The 17,726-nt window shown below is 69.8% G+C and carries 17 protein-coding genes; 4 read left to right on the plus strand and 13 right to left on the minus strand.

Features of this window, described 5'->3' with window-relative positions; all coding sequences use genetic code 11:
* Positions 1-41 precede the first annotated feature (41 nt).
* Positions 42-704, minus strand: a complete 663-nt coding sequence (gene nucS / locus AB0D12_RS12100) for an endonuclease NucS (RefSeq protein ID WP_327326122.1) — start codon at positions 702-704, stop codon at positions 42-44.
* Between the two features lie 243 nt (positions 705-947).
* Here nucS and AB0D12_RS12105 point away from each other — a divergent pair, with 243 nt between their 5' ends.
* Positions 948-1,340, plus strand: coding sequence for an SCO5389 family protein (locus AB0D12_RS12105; RefSeq protein WP_362680088.1), 393 nt, complete (start codon positions 948-950; stop codon positions 1,338-1,340).
* A gap of 74 nt (positions 1,341-1,414) precedes the next feature.
* On the opposite strand, the gene AB0D12_RS12110 is transcribed toward AB0D12_RS12105, so the two are convergent.
* The gene (locus AB0D12_RS12110; protein WP_362680091.1) at positions 1,415-2,446 is read right to left on the minus strand and encodes an LLM class flavin-dependent oxidoreductase; all 1,032 of its coding nucleotides are present in this window, start codon (positions 2,444-2,446) and stop codon (positions 1,415-1,417) included.
* Positions 2,447-2,659: 213 nt separating this feature from the next.
* On the opposite strand from AB0D12_RS12110, the gene AB0D12_RS12115 reads away from it, so the two are divergent.
* A complete protein-coding gene (locus AB0D12_RS12115; protein WP_362680094.1) occupies positions 2,660-2,989 on the plus strand; it encodes an ATP/GTP-binding protein in 330 nt (109 codons plus the stop codon).
* A 5-nt stretch (positions 2,990-2,994) separates the two neighbouring features.
* On the opposite strand, the gene AB0D12_RS12120 is transcribed toward AB0D12_RS12115, so the two are convergent.
* The 7 genes from AB0D12_RS12120 to mce all read right to left on the minus strand — a co-directional run bounded on the left by AB0D12_RS12120 (position 2,995) and on the right by mce (position 12,653).
* Complete coding sequence (locus tag AB0D12_RS12120; protein ID WP_362680097.1) at positions 2,995-3,822, minus strand: ABC transporter permease subunit; 828 nt, start codon at positions 3,820-3,822, stop codon at positions 2,995-2,997.
* Positions 3,819-4,991, minus strand: coding sequence for an ABC transporter ATP-binding protein (locus tag AB0D12_RS12125; RefSeq protein ID WP_362680100.1), 1,173 nt, complete (start codon positions 4,989-4,991; stop codon positions 3,819-3,821). The genes AB0D12_RS12120 and AB0D12_RS12125 overlap by 4 nt, the downstream gene beginning before the upstream one ends.
* A gap of 188 nt (positions 4,992-5,179) precedes the next feature.
* Positions 5,180-5,959, minus strand: a complete 780-nt coding sequence (locus AB0D12_RS12130) for an ABC transporter permease (RefSeq protein ID WP_362680103.1) — start codon at positions 5,957-5,959, stop codon at positions 5,180-5,182.
* Positions 5,960-5,962: 3 nt separating this feature from the next.
* Complete coding sequence (locus AB0D12_RS12135) at positions 5,963-6,946, minus strand: ATP-binding cassette domain-containing protein (RefSeq protein WP_362680106.1); 984 nt, start codon at positions 6,944-6,946, stop codon at positions 5,963-5,965.
* 102 nt (positions 6,947-7,048) lie between these two features.
* Positions 7,049-7,987 carry a cellulose-binding protein gene (locus tag AB0D12_RS12140; RefSeq protein WP_362680109.1) on the minus strand — a complete coding sequence of 313 codons (939 nt, stop codon included), beginning with the start codon at positions 7,985-7,987 and terminating at the stop codon, positions 7,049-7,051.
* Between the two features lie 114 nt (positions 7,988-8,101).
* Complete coding sequence (gene scy / locus AB0D12_RS12145) at positions 8,102-12,058, minus strand: polarized growth protein Scy (RefSeq protein WP_362680112.1); 3,957 nt, start codon at positions 12,056-12,058, stop codon at positions 8,102-8,104.
* Positions 12,059-12,224: 166 nt separating this feature from the next.
* Positions 12,225-12,653 carry a methylmalonyl-CoA epimerase gene (gene mce / locus AB0D12_RS12150; protein WP_362680115.1) on the minus strand — a complete coding sequence of 143 codons (429 nt, stop codon included), beginning with the start codon at positions 12,651-12,653 and terminating at the stop codon, positions 12,225-12,227.
* Positions 12,654-12,789: 136 nt separating this feature from the next.
* Between mce and AB0D12_RS12155 the strand changes: the two genes are divergently transcribed.
* On the plus strand, positions 12,790-13,992 hold the full coding sequence (locus AB0D12_RS12155) for an acetyl-CoA C-acetyltransferase (RefSeq protein WP_327326133.1): 1,203 nt from the start codon (positions 12,790-12,792) through the stop codon (positions 13,990-13,992).
* Between the two features lie 32 nt (positions 13,993-14,024).
* Complete coding sequence (gene meaB, locus AB0D12_RS12160) at positions 14,025-14,981, plus strand: methylmalonyl Co-A mutase-associated GTPase MeaB (RefSeq protein ID WP_362680118.1); 957 nt, start codon at positions 14,025-14,027, stop codon at positions 14,979-14,981.
* Between the two features lie 79 nt (positions 14,982-15,060).
* On the opposite strand, the gene AB0D12_RS12165 is transcribed toward meaB, so the two are convergent.
* The 4 genes from AB0D12_RS12165 to AB0D12_RS12180 form a co-directional block, all read right to left on the minus strand.
* Entirely contained in the window at positions 15,061-15,537 is a 477-nt protein-coding gene (locus AB0D12_RS12165; RefSeq protein ID WP_362680121.1) for a MarR family transcriptional regulator, read from the minus strand.
* Between the two features lie 127 nt (positions 15,538-15,664).
* Positions 15,665-16,447, minus strand: a complete 783-nt coding sequence (locus tag AB0D12_RS12170; RefSeq protein ID WP_362680123.1) for an AIM24 family protein — start codon at positions 16,445-16,447, stop codon at positions 15,665-15,667.
* Positions 16,444-17,094 carry an AIM24 family protein gene (locus AB0D12_RS12175; RefSeq protein ID WP_362680126.1) on the minus strand — a complete coding sequence of 217 codons (651 nt, stop codon included), beginning with the start codon at positions 17,092-17,094 and terminating at the stop codon, positions 16,444-16,446. Before AB0D12_RS12175 ends, AB0D12_RS12170 begins: the two co-directional genes overlap by 4 nt.
* Positions 17,094-17,726 (minus strand): AIM24 family protein, encoded by a 633-nt coding sequence (locus tag AB0D12_RS12180; RefSeq protein ID WP_362680574.1) that lies wholly within the window; start codon positions 17,724-17,726, stop codon positions 17,094-17,096. Before AB0D12_RS12180 ends, AB0D12_RS12175 begins: the two co-directional genes overlap by 1 nt.

The following is a 17,726-nucleotide window of genomic DNA, read 5'->3' on the forward strand; positions in this document are numbered from 1 at the left end:
TTGCCGCCCGGGGCCGTACTCACGCACTCTTCTCGTGACGGTCAGAACAACCTGAGCTTGTCGTCGTCGATCCCGCGCAGCGCGTTGTAGTCGAGCACCACACACCCGATGCCGCGGTCCGTCGCCAGCACCCGCGCCTGCGGCTTGATCTCCTGCGCCGCGAACACGCCCTTCACCGGCGCCAGATGCGGGTCCCGGTTCAGCAGCTCCAGATAGCGCGTGAGCTGTTCCACGCCGTCGATCTCACCCCGCCGCTTGATCTCCACCGCCACCGTCGCACCGTCCGAGTCCCGGCACAGGATGTCCACCGGGCCGATGGCCGTGGGGTATTCGCGCCGGATCAGGCTGTAGCCCTTGCCCAGTGTCTCGATGCGGTCGGCGAGCAGCTCCTGCAAGTGGGCTTCCACGCCGTCCTTGATGAGGCCGGGGTCCACACCGAGCTCGTGCGACGAGTCATGGAGGATTTCCTCCATCGTAATGATCAGTTTCTCGCCCGCTTTGTTCACGACGGTCCACACACTGTCGTCGCCCTCCTTCAGAGTGCAGGGAGGGGACATCCAGTTCAGTGGTTTGTACGCCCTGTCATCCGCATGGATGGAGACGCTGCCGTCTGCCTTGACCAGGATCAGACGGGGGGCGGAGGGCAGGTGGGCGGTGAGCCGGCCCGCGTAGTCCACGGAGCAGCGGGCGATGACAAGACGCATGGTCGGCAACGCTACTCGACGGAAGCAGTTGCGCGCGATTCGCCCCCGGAAGCCCCCTTCGTTATTTGGCCGGTTGTGTTCCCAATCTCCTGGTGCCCTCCGGTCAGCGCACTTACCGTGGAAGCAGGAGGTTGTCGGTCGTGCACTCTGCGTCGTCGTACGTCGTTCGTGCGACGCCGTCGACCGTTGTCCTCCTTCCCTGCCCGTAAGGCCCCGTTCATCGGGGCCGCGAGAGGAGAACCCATGTCGCTCGACGTCTCACCGGCGCTGTTGGAACAGGCCGAGCGAGGCGAGGTCGACGAAGCTGTCTTCGTCGACTGCGTCCGGACCTCCCTGCCCTACGCATGGGAGATGATCAGTTCTCTGGTGGCTCAGCTGAAGGTGGACGGCGGCGACTTCGCCGACAACCAGACGCCCCCGCCGGACGAGCAGGCACGTGGTCAGCTGCTGCGCGCACTCGCGAGTGACGCTATTCGCGGGGCTCTGCAACGGCACTTCGGAGTGCGCCTGGCATTCCAGAACTGCCACCGCGTAGCGGTGTTCCCGCTGGACTCCTCGGTTGACGAGCGGCTCGCCCGCTTCACCTCCGTCCGGGCCCAGTTGCTCAACCAGTCGCCCGGACTCCGCGACTGCTGATGTCTTTTGCTGCCGCTCCACATTGCGGGAGGTGCTACTGGTGTCGGAGCGGCAGCACCTCCCGTACGGCTGACTCAGCCCAGCAGGGACAGGACCTCTGTGCCAAGACGCCGCACATTTTCCTCCGTGGCCGCCAGATCGCCCGAGCCCTCGGCCAGCAGCGCGAAGCGCGTGATGCCGGTACGTTCGGCGGTGGCCGCGATCCGGTCCGCCGCGAGTCGTGGCGGACCCACCGGGTGCAGCCCGCACAGCAGTTCCGTGTATCCCACGGGGTCCCGCATCGCGCGGCGCCGACCGTCGACGGTCACATGGGCGTCCAGCCCCTGTTTGAGCCAGCCGGGCATCGCCTTCACCAGAGTCTCCGTGGCCTCGGCCCGGCGGTCCGCGATCTGGGCCACTCCGGCCGACACGTGTCCGGCGTCCGCGACCTCCTCGGGAGAGCGGCCCGCGGCGAGCGCGTGCGTACGCCAGAGGGCGACCATCTCCGCCTTCTCCTCGTCGTCGCAGTGCATCCCGAGCAGCATCGGCAGCCCGCGTTCGGCGGCGAGCTGCACGCTCTTCGGGGACGTACAGGCGACGATCACTTCGGGGCCCTCGGGCGGGCCGCCGATCAGCTCGTCCGGCCTGGGTACGACCGGGACTTCACGGAAGGTGAATCGTTCTCCGTTGGTGGCGACCCGGGGTTCGCGCAGCCAGCGCAGCAGCAGGTCCAGGGATTCGGGAAAGCCCTTCTCGTACGCGTCCAGGCCCGAGCCGAAGACCTCCAGATCGACCCAGGGCCCGCCTCTTCCCACCCCGAGGGAGAACCTCCCTCCGGTGGTGAGGTGCAGCAGTGCCGCCTGCTCGCCCAGCGCCACCGGATGGGCGCTCGGCAGCACGCTCACCGCAGTGCCGACCCGGATGCGCCGGGTGCGGCCGAGCAGTAGCGCGGCGAGTGTCACGGCCGAGGGGCACACGCCGTACGACACGAAATGGTGTTCGGCCAACCAGACGGAGTCCAGGCCGGACTCCTCCGCGACCTCGGCGGACCGCACGGCCCGGTGCAGTGCCTCCCCCTGCCCCTGGCCCGGGAATTGGGCCGCCAGTACAAACGTTCCCACGCGCATCGCCTTCTGCCTCCTTGCGGCCGACGCGTCACTCCCCTACTGGCAACAACGTCTGACACGTGCCATAGGCACGGCCCATCGTGAAGTTGTTGCGATTTTCCGGTAACTGGCCCCTGTGGGTGCCACGGTCTCACGCCGTACAGGGCATGTACCCCGGACTGTGGACCGTAGGCTGGAAGAGGAACTGTCCGGACTTGCCCCATGAGGTGTCACGTGTCCCCGCGCCGCAACCGCCCCCGAGGCGGCGAGAAGCCGACCGAGCAAACCAGCGAGCCGGGCGAGAGGTACGGCGGCCTCGGGCGGAGCGAGTCCTGGCAGGGCGAGGAGTGGTCGGTGCGCCATGTGGCCGGCGCAAGTGCCGCGGGCAAGCGGTACCGCTGCCCCGGCTGCGACCAGGAGATCCCGTCCGGGGTGCCGCATGTGGTCGCCTGGCCCGCGCATGGCGGCGTCGACGACCGGCGGCACTGGCACAAGGCGTGCTGGAACGCGAAGGACCGCCGCACCACGCGGGTGCAGCGGTCCCGTAACGCGCCGAAGTACTGAGGCCGTTACACGTCGCGTGTGCGGAGCGAGGCGTATGCGCCGGCCAGCGCGACCGCCGTCACGCCGAGAGCGATCCACAGCGGGTCCCAGCCGGCCGGGCCCGACTCGGTCACGGCGGTGTCGTAGAGCACGCCGATCTGATTCGGGATGGAGTACTCGAAGAGAGCCTGCTGCAGATCCCGCAGTGAATCCGAGAACATGAACATGGCCAGCACCAGTGGCAGCAGCACCACACCGATCATGATGGTGATCGCGCCCGCGGAGTGGCGGATCAGGGTGCCGACGGCGAGCGACAGCAGACCGAGCGTCGCGACATAGAGGCCGACGCCCACCGTGGCGCGGAACCACTCCCCGCCGGTGGACGAGCCCTGGCCCACGATCGCGATCTGCAGTGCGCCGACGAGCGCGGTGATCACCGTGGTGAGCGCGAAGACGAGCAGGAAGAAGACGATCGCCTTGGCGGTCAGCACCCGGGCCCGGCTCGGGCACGCGGTGAGCGTGGTCCTGATCATGCCTGTGCCGTACTCGGACGCGATGGTCAGCACGCCCAGCGTGATCACACAGATGCTGCCGAGCAGTACGCCGAAGAAGCCGAGCGAGAGGATCGACTGATCGCCCAGATCGGCGTCCGAGGCGGAGACGGCCACCGCCGAGAGCGCGCCGATGCCGACCATCAGCACGATCATGACGCCGAGCGTCCACATCGTGGAACGTACGGACCGGATCTTGGTCCACTCGGAGGCGAGCGCGTCGCCGAGGTTGGCGCTGCGCACCGGAATCGGCGAGGAGTACGCGGCGGCGGGTGCGCCCTGCTGCTGGTACGGGGTGGTCATCGGGGGTCCTCGGGCTTGGTCAGGTCGGCGGGCGCGGCAGCGGCCGGGGGCACGACGGGCGGAGCTGCAGGAGTTGAAGGAGCGGCGGGCGCGGCAGGGGCTCCGGGGGCTCCGGGGGCTCCGGCGTAGGGGTTCTGGCCGGGCTGGGGCGGCGGCGGGGCGTACCAGCCCTGCTGCGGCACCTCGGGAATCTGCTGCGGCGGCGGGAAGTAGCCCATCGGCTGCTGCTGCATCAGCCCCGACTTCTGGTCCGCCGTCGAGCGGTAGTCGACAGCGCCCTGCGTCATCCGCATGTACGCCTCCTCCAGCGAGGCCTGGTGCGGCGACAGCTCCCACAGGCGCACGTCCGCGTTGTGCGCCAGATCGCTGATCTGCGGCAGCGGCAGCCCGGTGACCCGCAGCGCGCCGTCCGGCTCCGACATGACCTGCCCGCCGGCCTCGGTCAGCGCCGCGGACAGTTTCTCGCGCTGCTGCGGATCGGTCTGTGGCGTCCGCACCCGCGCGAAGTCCGCGGAGTTGTGCGAGATGAAGTCCTTGACGCTCATGTCCGCGAGCAGCTGACCGCGGCCGATCACGATCAACTGGTCGGCGGTGAGCGCCATTTCGCTCATCAGGTGCGAGGAGACGAAGACGGTACGGCCCTCGGAGGCCAGCTGCTTCATCAGATTGCGGACCCAGAGGATGCCCTCCGGGTCCAGGCCGTTGACCGGCTCGTCGAAGAGCAGCACCTGCGGGTCGCCGAGCAGCGCGGCCGCGATGCCGAGCCGCTGGCCCATACCGAGCGAGAAGCCCTTGGAGCGCTTCTTCGCGACTTCCTGGAGACCGACGACACCGAGCACTTCGTCCACCCGGCGGGCCGGGATGCCGGAGAGCTGCGCCAGCGAGAGCAGGTGGTTGCGCGCGCTGCGGCCGCCGTGTACCGCCTTGGCGTCGAGGAGCGCACCGACCTGGCGGGGCGCGTTCGGCAGCTGTCGGAAGGTGCGGCCGCCGATGGTCACATGGCCTTCGGTCGGCTGGTCGAGTCCGAGGATCATCCGCATCGTGGTCGACTTGCCGGCGCCGTTGGGGCCGAGGAACCCGGTGACGGCGCCGGGCCGCACCTGGAAGGAAAGGTTGTACACGGCCGTCTTGGCGCCATAGCGCTTGGTCAGGCCGACTGCCTCGATCATTCTCCAGCCCCATCGACTTTCGGGTCGTCGGGGCCCAGGCCATCCGGCCGCACGCCCCCGTAAGAGTTAGGAGGATATCCGTGTCTTGACGGTTCCGGCCAAGCCGTAACGCTATGGTGTCGGGCTTCGATCCGCCCGCGCGGCCGGGGCGAGGCGTCCAGCGGGGCCGGGACGAGGCGCCCCGCTGCCTACGCGTCCCGCTTCTTGAGCACCAGATAACCGCCCAGCAGCGCCGCGACCACCCAGAGGACCATGATCCCCAGCCCGCCCCACGGCCCGTACGGAGCCGTGTCGCTGCCCATGGCGTCCGGCACCACCTGCATGATCTTGGAGCCGGCCTGGTCGGGGAAGTAGCGGGCGACCGTCTTCGCCTTCGGCACGGACGCGAGGATCCGCGAGACCAGGAAGAAGAACGGCATCAGGATGCCGAGCGAGAGCATCGAGCTGCGCAGCATCGTCGCCACGCCCATCGAGAAGAGCGCGATCAACCCCATGTAGAGCCCGCCGCCGACGACCGCGCGCAGCACATGGTCCGCGCCGATGTCCGTACGGAGGTCGCCCAGCAGCGCCTGGCCCAGGAAGAAGGCGAGAAAGCTGGTCGTCAGGCCGACCACCAGCGCCAGCACCGTGGCCACCGTGATCTTGCTGAACATGAAGGTGGCGCGCTGCGGTACGGCAGCGAGCGAGGTACGGATCATGCCGGAGCTGTACTCCGTACCGACCACCAGAACCCCGAAGACCACCATCGCGAGCTGGCCCAGGATCATCCCGGAGAAGCTGATGAAGGTCGGGTCGAAGGTGAGTTGCTCCTCCCGCGGCAGGTCGTCGAACGTCGACTTCAGCAGCGCGCTGAGCGCGGCGCCCATCGCGACAGTGACGACGAGCGCGCTCACCAGCGTCCAGGTGGTCGAGGAGACCGTACGGATCTTGGTCCACTCGGACTGCAGAACGGCGGGTACCGAGGCCATGGGTCAGGCTCCCTTGCTGCTCTGGTAGCTCTGGCCCCACTGGAGACCCGGCTGCCGGACCGGCGGCGGCGCTCCCTCGTCCGTCGAGTGCGCGTGGTACTCGACCGAGCCCGCCGTCATCTGCATGAAGGCCTCCTCCAGCGAGGCGCGGTGGGAGCTCAGTTCATGCAGAACGAGCTGATGCCCGGCGGCCAGCTCACCGAGCTGCGCGGTGGTCGCGCCGTCGACTTCCAGCACGCCATTGCCCGACTCGACCGGAATGAACCCCGACTCGTGCAGCACATCGCGCAGCCTCTCCTGCTGCGGCGAACGCAGCCGCACGTAACTGCGGGAGTTCTTGTGAATGAAATCTGCCATCGATGTGTCGGCCAGAAGTCGCCCCTGCCCAATCACGATCAAGTGGTCGGCGGTCAGGGCCATTTCGCTCATCAGATGCGAGGAGACGAAGATCGTCCGCCCTTCCCGGGCAAGAGTCTTCATCAGATTGCGGATCCAGTGAATTCCTTCGGGGTCCAGACCATTGACAGGTTCGTCGAACATCAGGATCTCCGGATCGCCGAGCAGCGCAGAGGCGATTCCCAGCCGTTGGCTCATACCGAGCGAGAAGCCCTTGGACTTCTTCTTCGCCACCGGGGTCAGTCCGACGGTGTCCAGTACCTCGGCGACCCGCGAGGTGGGGATACGGTTCGACTGGGCGAGACAGAGAAGGTTGTTGTACGCGCTCCGCCCGCCGTGCATCGCCTTGGCGTCCAGCAGCGCGCCGATGTACTTCAGCGGCTCCTCGAGGTCGCGGTAGTGCTTGCCGTCGATCCGCACCGAGCCACTGGTCGGGTTGTCGAGATCGAGCATCATCCGCATCGTCGTGGACTTGCCCGCGCCGTTCGGGCCGAGGAAGCCTGTCACCACACCTGGTCTCACCCGGAACGACAGATGGTCGACCGCGGTGGTGCTGCCGAAGCGCTTGGTGAGGCCCTCGAGCTCAATCATGCGGCCACGCTAAAGGCGCGCAAAGCCCCCCGCCACCGGAGTGGCAGGGGGCTTGACGGGTCCTTCCGGCCTACGCGACGTAGCCGATGAACCAGTGTGTACTCAGCGGGACTGCTGGGCCGGGACGCCGCGGGAGATCGGCTCGTCGTCGGCGGGGGTGCCGGCGGCGGCCACGGCCGCACCGGTCAGCGTGGCCAGCATCTCGCGGACGTTGGTCAGCTGCGCGTTGATCGAGTCGCGGCGGTTGGTGAGCGCCGCCAGCTCGCGCTCCGATTCGCTGCGGATCCGGTCGGCCTTGGCGTTCGCGTCGGCCACGATGTCCTCGGCCTGGCGCTGCGCGGTCTCCACCGTCTGACGGGCCCGGCGCTCCGCGTCCGTACGCAGCTTCTCGGCCTCCAGGCGCAGCTGCTCGGCGCGGTGCTCGATCTCCGCCAGGCGCTTCTCCGCCTTCGCCTGACGCGAGGCCAGGTCGCGCTCCGACTGCTCGCGGCGCTTGGCGAGGTTCGTCTCGAAGTCCGCGGCGGCCTGGGCGGCCTTGGCGCGGGTCTCCTCGAAGAGAGCGTCCGCCTCCTCGCGCTTGGACTGCGCGTCCTTCTGCGCTTCGCTACGCAGCGTAGAGGCGTCGCTCTTCGCCTTCTCGACGATACGGACGCCCTCGTCCTCGGCCTTCGCCTTGCGCTCCGTGGCGAACGACTCGGCGTCGTTGCGCACCTGCTGGGCGGCGGACTCGGCGAGCTCACGGTGCTGCTCGGCCGCGCGACGGGCCTCCTCGCGCAGGTCCTTCGCCTCCTCCTCGGCGAGACGGAGGATCTTCTCGACGCGCGCACCGAGACCGGCGTACGACGGCTCTGCGTCGCTGACCTGGGCCTGGGCGTTCTGCGTCTCGAGGTGGAGCTCCTCGATGCGCTTTTCCAGAGAGGTGATTCGGGCCAGAGCACTGTCACGGTCGGCGACGAGTTTGGTAATGCGGTCGTCCACCTGACCGCGGTCGTAACCACGCCGCACGAGCTCGAAGCCGAAGGGGGAGGATGTGTCGCTCATGGGGTTCCTGTCGAATGAGACCGGTGAGGTGATAGGGGGAATCCTAGGGGCCGAAGCGGCGTGTCATCGAGCGGATGCCCGTTTGATCTGGAGAATGTCCAGCCTTTTGAGTGGCTAGGCCTCGGATGACTTGCCACTCGAACGTGTAACCCCTGCTGTCGCGCCCGCTTTGACGCCATTCTCCTTGTTGCCCCCGGATGGCGCTTCGAACGACTCCAATGCTTCGAGTACATCCTGGACTCGGGAAATCTCCGCCTGAATGTCCTCGCGGCGGCGCACCAGCACATCGAGCTCCCGCTTGCCCTCCGTAACTGTCTGTTCTGCCTCGGCCTCGGACTCCGCCTTGAGCCGCTCGGCCTCCCGGAACACCTCGGCCTTCTTCTGCTCGGCCTCCTTGAGGAGCCCCTCCGCCTTCCGCACCGCGGCGATCCGGACCTTGCTCGCCTCCGAATTGGCCTCGGACACCAGCTCCTTGGCCTTCGCCTCGGCCTCGGCCTGCTGCTCGGTCGCGGCCTTCACCAGCTTGTCGACGCGCTCGCCGGCCGACTTCAGCTGCTCCGCGGTCTCCCGGCGGGCGCGCTCGTGCAGCTCCTCGATCTCGGCCTCGACCCGGGCCCGCAGGTCCTCGCCCCGTTCCCTTATGGCGGTGGCGTCCCGGCGCGCGCCGACCAGCAGCTCGTCGGCGTCCGTACGGGCCTTCTCCACCCGGGAGTTGCCCTCGACGGTCGCCTCGGCGATCACCCGCTCGGCCTCCTTGCGGGCCGCGCCCACCATCGTGTCGGCCTGCGCCTCGGCCTCGGTGGCCGCGCGCAGCGCCTCCTCCTGCGCCTTGTTGATGAGCTGGTCGGCCTGCTCTGCGGCGTCGGCACGGCGCTTGGCCGCGGCTTCGCGCGCCTCGTCCACCGTCCGGTCCGCCTCCGCCCTGGCCTCCGTACGCATCAGCTCGACCGCCGCCTCGGCGTCCGCCTTGATCTTCCGGGCCTCGGACTTGATGCGCTCGGCGGCCTGCTGGGCGGAGCCCACCGTCTCGGCGGCCTCGGCGCGCAGCCGCTCCGCCTCACCGCTCGCCTCGGAGATCAGCTCGTCGGCCTGGGCGGCCGCGTCACCGCGACGCTTGTCGGCGGCCTGACGCGCCTCGTCCAGGATCTGCTCGCCGTCGGCACGGATCCCGGCGTGCAGCCGCTCCGCCTCGGCCTCGGCCTGCACCTTGATCTGCTCGGCATCGGCGCGCAGCCGGGCCGCGGCCGCCTCGGCGCCGGACAGCGTCTCCGCCGCCTCGGTGCGCAGCAGCTCGCCTTCGCTCGTCGCCTCGCTGATGAGCCGGTCGGCCTGGGCGGCGGCGTCGGAGCGGATGCGGTTGGCGTCCGCGCGGGCCTCGCCGCGGGCGCGCGAGGCGTCCTGCTCGGCGGAGGCGAGAGCCTCCGACGTCTCGGTACGCACCCGCTGCGCGTACTCGGCGGTGTCGGCGCGCAGCCGGTCGGACTCGGTGATCGCTTCCCCGACGGTCCGCTCCGCGAGCGCGTTGGCGGCGTCGGTCTCCTCCTGGGCCCTGGCCCGCAGCCTCGCCGCGTCCTCGGCGGCCCGCTCGCGCTCGGCGTACGCGTCGGCGCGGACCCGGTCCGCCTCGTCCTGCGCCTCGGTCCTGGTGCGGTCCGCGGCGTGCTCGGCGGCCGAGCGCAGCCCGGCGATCTCCTGCTCGGCCTGATCATGGAGGCCGTTGACGGAGTCCCGAACCTGCTGGGCGGTCTGCTCGGCGGCGGACACCATCTCGGTGGCGCGCCGGTCGGCCTCCTCGACCAGCCGATGCGCCTCGGTCTGCGCCTCCTCGACCCGCTTGCGGGCCGAGGCCAGCAGTTCCTCGCTCTGCTCGCGGGCCCGGTCGCGCTCCTGGTTCGCCTCGCTGCGCGCCGAGTCGAGGATCTCCTCGGCCTCCCGGCGGCGGCGGTTGGCCTCCTCCTGGGCGGCAGCGAGCGCCTCGGCTGCCTCGACGCCCACCCGCTCGGCGGCGGCGGCGGCCTCCGCCCGCAGCCGGTCGGCGCTCTCCTGCGCCTCGGTCTTGAGCCGCTCCGCCTCGGTGGCGGCATCGGTGCGCAGCCGTACCGCGACGTTCTCGGCCTCGGCGCGGGTGACCGATGCGTCGGCGGCTGCGTCGTCGCGCAGCCGCTCGGCCTCCTGCTCCGCCTGCGCCTGGAGCGTACGGATCCGCTCGGCGGCCTCGGCACGCAGCCGCTCGGTCTCCTCCGCGGCCTCGCGGCGGATCCGCTCGCCCTCGCCGCGGGAGTCGCTCAGGCCCTGCTCGGCGGCGGCGAGACGCGACTCGGCCTCGGTGTGCAGCCGGGTCAGCTCGTCCGCGGCCTCGGCCTGCCGGGCCGCGATGGCGCGCTCGGTCTCCTCGCGCAGATCGGCGGCCGCCTGCTCGGCCGCGGACTTGACGCCCTCGGACTGTTCCTCGGCCTCGGCGCGCAGCCGCTCGGCCTCGGCGCGGGTGCGCTCCAGGGTCTCCTCGGCCTGCTTGCGCAGCGTGGTGGCGCGCTCGATCGCTTCCGTACGGACACGCTGGCTGTCGGTGGTCGCCGCGGTGCGCATTTCGTCGGCGTCGGTCCGCGCCTTGGTCAGCAGCTCCTCGGCGGTGCTCGCCGCTTCCTCGATCTGCTGCACGGCCTCGCGGCGGGCCTCGCCGCGGATCCGCTCTCCCTCGGCGACCGCCTCGGACCGCAGCTGCTCGGCCTCGCCGCGCAGCCTGCGCGCCTCCTCCTGCAGTTCGACGGTCTTGGCGCGGTACTCCTTGGTGTCGTCCTTGGCCGCACCCTTGAGCTGGTCGGCCTGCTCGGCGGCCTCGCCGCGCAGCCGGTCCGCCTCCGCCTCGGCCTCGCGTCGGATCCGCTCGGCCTCCTCGCCCGCCTTGCGGGTGGTCTGCCGGGCGTCCTCGGAGGCCTTGGTCAGCACCTCCTCGGCGCTACGGGCAGCCCTGGCGAGCTGCGCGGCAGAGTCCTCGGCCGCGACCGTATGAGCCTTCTCGCCCGCCTCGGCGACCAGCTTCTCCGCCTCGGCGCGGCCGTCCGCGAGCGCCTGCTCGGCCTCCGCCTTGAGCGCCTCCGACTCCTTGGTGGCCTCGCCGACCAGCCGCGCGATCTCGGCCTTGGCGGTACGGGTGCGCTGCTCGTTGATGGACTCGGCGGACGCCAGCTGCTTGGCCGCCGACTCCTTGGCCTCGGCCAGGACCTTCTCGGACTCCGCGCGGGCCTCGCGCAGCTTCTCCTCCGCCTCCTGGATCCGCTGCTCGGCGGCGCGGCTCAGTTCGGCGGACTGCTGGCGGGCCTGGTCGGACTCGGCGGACGTGGAGGAGCGCAGCTGCTCGGCGTGGGAGGTGGCCTCCTGCGCCTGGTTCGATGCGGCGTTCAGCAGGCGTTCGGCGTCCTTGCGGGCGCGCAGCAGGGTCGTCTCGGCCTCGGCGCGGGCGTTCTCCGCCTCGGAAGCGAGCCGCTGGCGAGCCTCCTCGGCGACCCGGGTGGCCTCGGCACGGGCCGCGGCCAGGGACTTCTCGGCCTCGGCGCGGGACTCGTCGAGAAGTCGGCGGGCCTGCGCCTCGGTGCGGGCGCGCAGCTGCTCGGCCCAGGCGACGTTCTCGTTGACGTGCGCCTCGACGGTCTGCCGGCGCTCGGCCAGCTCCTGGTCCAGGCGCTGGCGGCGCTGGTTCGCCTCGGAGTGCAGTTCGGCCTGAAGACGTGCCTGGTGCTCGGCGTGCTCCTGGAGGATGCGCTGCGTCTGCGCGCGGGCGTCCCGCAATTCGCGCTCGGCGTCCGAGCGCAGCTGGTCGGCCTGAATCTGGGCATTACGGAGCAATTGCTCGGCCTGATAGCCGATGTCGGCGCTGTCGTAGGCAGGACGAGACGCGAGGTTGCGGCGCGCCTCATGGAGCTTGGCGCGCAATACCTCGACCTGGTAGCCGAGGTCCTCGGCGTGCTGGACGGCCTTCTCCCGCTCGGTCTTCAGCCGGTCCATCTCGGCTTCGAACCGCGAGAGGTGGTCGTCGTCAGCTCGGTGGCTCTCCTGGCGTTCGTAGCCCCGCACTGCGCGGTCCCATCCGTCCCCTGGTCGCAACTGTCTCCGTACGAGCACCGTTCGCCGGCGAACGGCCCCCCGGGGAATGGTGACAGATCAGCGGAGGGGACGCGGCGCGGCCCCGACCCGGCCCCGGCCCGGAACCGCCCACTCTACCGGGCCGGGAATCCGGAGGTCAGTGCTCCGTTGCAGCGGTGACGAGTTCGGTGAGAACGCCGTGACAGTCCTTGGGGTGGAGAAAAGTAATACGGGAGCCCATGGAGCCGATACGTGGCTCGTCGTAGAGAACGCGTACGCCCTTGTCCCGGATGGACTGCGCGTCCGCGTCCACATCGGCGGTGCCGAAGGCGATGTGGTGGACGCCTTCACCATTCTTGGCCAGCCACTTTCCGACGGCCGAGTCCTCGCGGGTCGGCTCCAGGAGCTGGAGGTACGAGGCGCCGCCGTCGGACGTCTCATTGATCTTGAGCATGGCTTCCCGTACGCCCTGCTCCTCGTTGACTTCGGAGTGGAAGACCTCGAAGCCGTACGTGGCCTTGTAGAACTCCACGGTCTTGTCGAGGTCGAAACAGGCGATCCCGATGTGGTCGATTCGCGTCAGCATGGGTCCAGTGCAGCGCCCCGGACGGTGGTTACGCAACGTGCGCGCGATCACACCGGCTGCCCGGTGACCGGGGACCGTACCGCTCAGTACATTGAAGTAAACCCTCGTTCACTCCTCATCCAAGGGGCCGTGCCTCATGTCTGGAACCTCCGGTACCACTTCAGTGATTGTCGCGGGCGCCCGTACGCCCATGGGTCGGCTGCTCGGCTCGCTCAAGTCCTTTTCCGGCGCCGATCTCGGCGGCTTCGCCATCAAGGCGGCGCTGGACCGGGCCGGCATCGGCGGTGATCAGGTGCAGTACGTGATCATGGGCCAGGTGCTGCAGGCCGGCGCGGGTCAGATCCCGGCCCGCCAGGCCGCGGTCAAGGGTGGCATCCCGATGAGCGTCCCCGCGCTCACCGTCAACAAGGTCTGTCTCTCCGGGCTCGACGCCATCGCGCTGGCCGACCAGCTGATCCGCGCCGGTGAGTTCGACGTGATCGTCGCCGGCGGCCAGGAGTCCATGACCAACGCGCCGCACCTGCTGCCGAAGTCGCGCGAGGGCTACAAGTACGGCGCGATCGAGATGCTCGACTCGATGGCGTACGACGGTCTGACCGACTCCTTCGAGAACGTCGCGATGGGCGAGTCGACGGAGAAGCACAACACCCGGCTCGGCATCGCCCGCCAGCCGCAGGACGAGATCGCGGCGCTGTCGCACCAGCGGGCCGCGGCCGCGCAGAAGAACGGCATCTTCGAGGCGGAGATCACGCCCGTCGAGATCCCGCAGCGCAAGGGCGAGCCGGTGGTCTTCGCCAAGGACGAGGGCATCCGCGCCGAGACGACGGTGGAGTCGCTCGGCAAGCTGCGCCCCGCGTTCGCCAAGGACGGCACGATCACCGCGGGTACGTCCTCGCAGATCTCCGACGGCGCCGCGGCGGTCGTGGTGATGAGCAAGGCCAAGGCCGAGGAGCTGGGCCTGGAGTGGATCGCGGAGATCGGCGCGCACGGGAACGTGGCCGGCCCCGACAACTCCCTCCAGTCGCAGCCGTCCAACGCCATCCAGCACGCGCTGACCAAGGAGGGCCTCGGCGTCGAGGACCTCGACCTCATCGAGATCAACGAGGCCTTCGCGGCGGTTGCCGTGCAGTCAATGAAGGACCTTGGGGTGTCCCCGGAAAAGGTGAACGTCAACGGCGGCGCGATCGCCCTTGGCCACCCGATCGGCATGTCCGGCGCGCGGGTGGTCCTGCACCTGGCGCTGGAGCTCAAGCGCCGTGGCGGCGGTGTCGGTGCGGCCGCGCTGTGCGGAGGTGGCGGGCAGGGTGACGCGCTGATCGTGCGCGTCCCGGGCAAGTAACCCTCGTACGTAACCGATCGAACGGAGCGGCAATGGTGGACGTCCCCGAGCTGGTGGCCCAGGCACGGGAAGGCCGGCCGAGGGCTGTCGCCCGGCTGATCTCGCTGGTGGAGGGGGCGTCACCGCAGCTGCGCGAGGTGATGGCGGCGCTCGCTCCGTTGGCGGGCGGGGCATACGTCGTGGGTCTGACCGGTTCGCCGGGTGTCGGCAAGTCGACGTCCACGTCGGCGCTGGTGTCCGCGTACCGGCGGGCCGGGAAGCGGGTCGGCGTCCTCGCCGTCGACCCGTCCTCGCCCTTCTCGGGCGGGGCACTGCTCGGCGACCGGGTCCGGATGTCGGAACACGCATCCGACCCGGGTGTCTACATCCGCTCGATGGCCACGCGCGGGCACCTCGGCGGTCTGGCCTGGGCCGCCCCGCAGGCGATCCGGGTGCTGGACGCGGCCGGCTGCGACGTGATCCTGGTCGAGACCGTGGGCGTGGGGCAGTCCGAGGTGGAGATCGCCTCGCAGGCGGACACGTCGGTGGTGCTGCTGGCGCCCGGTATGGGCGACGGTATCCAGGCGGCGAAGGCGGGCATCCTCGAGATCGGCGATGTGTACGTCGTCAACAAGGCGGACCGGGACGGCGCGGACGCGACGGCCCGCGAGCTGAACCACATGCTCGGACTGGGCGAGTCGCGCGGCCCCGGCGACTGGCGGCCACCCATCGTGAAGACGGTCGCCGCGCGGGGCGAGGGCATCGACGAGGTCGTCGAGGCGCTGGAGAAGCACCGCGCGTGGATGGAGGAGCACGGCGTTCTCGCCGAACGCCGCGCCCGCCGTGCGGCCGGCGAAGTGGAGACCATCGCGGTGACGGCGCTGCGGGAACGGATCCAAGACCTGCACGGCGACCGCCGCCTCGGCGCGCTGGCGGAACGGATCGTGGCGGGCGAGCTGGACCCGTACCGCGCGGCGGACGAACTGGTGGCGGGCATCACGGAGGGCTGACGGCCATCGAGCGGCGGTGGGCGTGGGCTGTTCGGGCGTGCCACCCGCCGCACAGGACAGGCCCGGGGGTCCGAAGGACCTACGGCTTGCCGCGCCGGCCGCGCAGATTCTCGGCGACCGGGGAGAGTGACTCGCGTAGATCCGCGAGCGCCTCCGGCGAGAGCATGTCGATGAAGTGCTTGCGTACGGACGCGACATGGTGCGGCGCGACCTTCTGCATCGTTTCCGTGCCCTGGTCGGTCAGGACCGCGTACAGTCCGCGCCGGTCCGACTCGCAGTTCTCCCGGCGGACCAGCCCCGCGTTCTCCATGCGGGTGATCTGGTGCGAGAGGCGGCTCTTGGACTGGAGTGTGGCCGCGGCGAGGTCGCTCATCCTCATCCGCCGGTCCGCCGACTCGGAGAGGTTGACCAGGATCTCGTAGTCGTTGTTGGTCAGGCCGAACGGCTGGAGGTCCTTCTCCATCTGGTACGTCAGCAGTCGGTTGACGTCCAGATAGGTGCGCCAGGCGTACTGCTCGTCGTCGGTAAGCCAGCGGGTGGCCGTCTCGGTCTCCATATATGGATTCTACCTAAGAAGTTGAAAGACGGACGAAAACGGGGAGTGTGACGCACGGCACCCGGCGCGCGACAAGAGTCGCGAACAAGGGTGCAGGCGTTCGACGTCACACTCCGCAGACTACCGTTCACAGGCCGAAGCGACGCTGGAGGTCCCCCAGCTGGCCGGGAAGACGCGGTGCCGCCCCGTGTTGGCCTGGGGCTCCGGCCGCGCCGTGGCCCCCCGGAACCCCCGCCTCCGGCGGCACCGCACCGGTCGCCTGTTCGGCCATCAGCGCCTCCGTCGACTGCAGAAGCACCGTGCCGGCTCCGACGAACTCGAACTGGTGCTCCTCGCCCGAGGCCCCGCCGATCCCGGTCAGTGCCCGCATCCCGCCCATCACGCCCGTCATATAGCCGTGGTCGTAGTGGTGGCAGGGCGACGGACAGTCGGCCCAGCCCACCAGCGCCTGCGGGTCCACCCTGATCGGCGGCTCCATGAAGACCACGGGACCGTTGGACGCGGCCACGAACTTCCCCGTACCGATCAGCGTCAGAAAGCCCGGCACGATCGACTGCTTCAGCGCCAGCGTCGGCTGATACGCCAGCAGATTGCCGGAGCGGATCGTGAGATTGCCGTCGTCCAGATCGTAGGAGTTGACGTCGAAGGAGCGGTCGGCGAGCAGCATCTTGCCGCTGCCCTCCGCCACCACCCAGTCGCTCGCGTGCAGCGGCGAGTGGAAGGAGGTCCGCAGCAGCCGGTCGAGCCGGCCGTGGCCGATGCCGTTGAAGTCGATGCGCCCGTAGTAGGCGATCATCTTCCCCTTCTGCAGGAACCACTGGCTGGATTTGAGCTCCACGCAGAAGGTGTACGCATTGACGTTGTCGTCGCTCGGCAGCGTCATCGGGTCGAAGATCACGGGCGTGCTCACAGTTTCTCCTCCGACGCCTGGACGTACACCGCACCGCTGCCGCTGAGCTCCAGCTGGAAGGCCTCGCCCGAGCCGCGCCCCACCATGTCGCGCCAGCCCAGCGCGGTGGAGAGCTTGTTGCGTACGTCGCCGTGGTGCGCGACATACGCCTGCGGGTCCACATGGACCGCCCGCCCCGGAGCGATCGGCAGCTCGATCACCCCGCCGTGTGCCATCACCGCGACCGCGCCGTGGCCCTTGAGTGTCGTGGTGAACAGGCCCTGGCCCGTCACCTGGCCGCGCACCATCCCCATGACCCCGCCCTGCGAGCCCATGAACATCGTGCCCTGCTGCAGCGTCCCGTCGAAGGCGAGCAGCCGGTCCGCCTCGACGTACAGGGTGTCGCCGGTCAGCTGGATCACCTGGATGTGATGGCCGCCGTGGCCGAACATCACCGTGCCGCTGCCCTCGACCGTCATCAGCGGCGTCGCCTCATTGGCCACCCGCCGCCCGAGCATCGAGGCCAGGCCGCCCTGGCCGCCCTGGATGTTGGGCGTGAACGAAACCTCGCCCTTGTACGCAAGCATCGCGCCGCGCTGACTGAACATCTTCTGGCCGGGGGCGATCGTCGCCTCGACCATCTTGGAGTTGATCTCGCGGAACGGCATCAGACGTCGCCCCCGATGGTGTTGCGCTCGCTGGGCTGTACGTAGACGAGTCCGTCGCCCTCGAAGCGGATCTGGAAGGCCTCGCCGCCGCCTTCGCCCAGGACGGTCCGGAAGGTCACGCCGGACTGGAAGTCCTGCCGCAGATTGCCCTGGTGCGCGATGTAGGCGCCGGGGTCCACGGAGAGCGGGTACTGGGGTGTCACCCGCAGCACCACGGCCGAGCCGTCCGACATGATCGCCGCCTGGCCGGTGCCCTCGACGGTCGTGGTGAACAGGCCGTTGCCGCTCGCCCCGCCGCGCAGTCCGGTGAAGGCCGTCCCGGTGCGCAGCCCGGCGTCGGTGCAGAGCAGATTGCTCGCCTCGACATAGAGCTTGTCGCCGTGCAGGTTCACCAGGTTGATCTCGGACGCCCGGTCGGCGAAGTAGCAGGTGCCCTGCCCCTTCACCTCCATCATGGTCATCTGCTCGCCGGTCAGGCGGCGGGTGACCATCCCACGGATGCCCTCACCGCCGCCGGACATCTTTTTGAACGCCATCTGGCCGTCGTAGGCGACCATCGAGCCGTTCTTCGCTTTGACGGCGTCGCCGGTCATATCGACGGCGAGCACCTTGCTGCCTTGGAGTCGGAACAT

Source organism: Streptomyces sp. NPDC048479, assembly GCF_040651435.1.
In the GTDB taxonomy this organism is placed as follows: Bacteria; Actinomycetota; Actinomycetes; order Streptomycetales; family Streptomycetaceae; genus Streptomyces.

Coding starts and splice junctions, on each gene's coding strand:
- AB0D12_RS12130 (WP_362680103.1), bottom strand. CDS start 5,959: ATGGCCTCGGTACCCGCCGTTCTGCAGTCCGAGTGGACCAAGATCCGT.
- AB0D12_RS12120 (WP_362680097.1), bottom strand. CDS start 3,822: ATGACCACCCCGTACCAGCAGCAGGGCGCACCCGCCGCCGCGTACTCC.
- meaB (WP_362680118.1), top strand. CDS start 14,025: ATGGTGGACGTCCCCGAGCTGGTGGCCCAGGCACGGGAAGGCCGGCCG.
- AB0D12_RS12165 (WP_362680121.1), bottom strand. CDS start 15,537: ATGGAGACCGAGACGGCCACCCGCTGGCTTACCGACGACGAGCAGTAC.
- mce (WP_362680115.1), bottom strand. CDS start 12,653: ATGCTGACGCGAATCGACCACATCGGGATCGCCTGTTTCGACCTCGAC.
- AB0D12_RS12125 (WP_362680100.1), bottom strand. CDS start 4,991: ATGATCGAGGCAGTCGGCCTGACCAAGCGCTATGGCGCCAAGACGGCC.
- AB0D12_RS12175 (WP_362680126.1), bottom strand. CDS start 17,094: ATGCCGTTCCGCGAGATCAACTCCAAGATGGTCGAGGCGACGATCGCC.
- AB0D12_RS12135 (WP_362680106.1), bottom strand. CDS start 6,946: ATGATTGAGCTCGAGGGCCTCACCAAGCGCTTCGGCAGCACCACCGCG.
- AB0D12_RS12140 (WP_362680109.1), bottom strand. CDS start 7,987: ATGAGCGACACATCCTCCCCCTTCGGCTTCGAGCTCGTGCGGCGTGGT.
- nucS (WP_327326122.1), bottom strand. CDS start 704: ATGCGTCTTGTCATCGCCCGCTGCTCCGTGGACTACGCGGGCCGGCTC.
- AB0D12_RS12105 (WP_362680088.1), top strand. CDS start 948: ATGTCGCTCGACGTCTCACCGGCGCTGTTGGAACAGGCCGAGCGAGGC.
- AB0D12_RS12110 (WP_362680091.1), bottom strand. CDS start 2,446: ATGCGCGTGGGAACGTTTGTACTGGCGGCCCAATTCCCGGGCCAGGGG.
- AB0D12_RS12155 (WP_327326133.1), top strand. CDS start 12,790: ATGTCTGGAACCTCCGGTACCACTTCAGTGATTGTCGCGGGCGCCCGT.
- AB0D12_RS12180 (WP_362680574.1), bottom strand. CDS start 17,726: ATGTTCCGACTCCAAGGCAGCAAGGTGCTCGCCGTCGATATGACCGGC.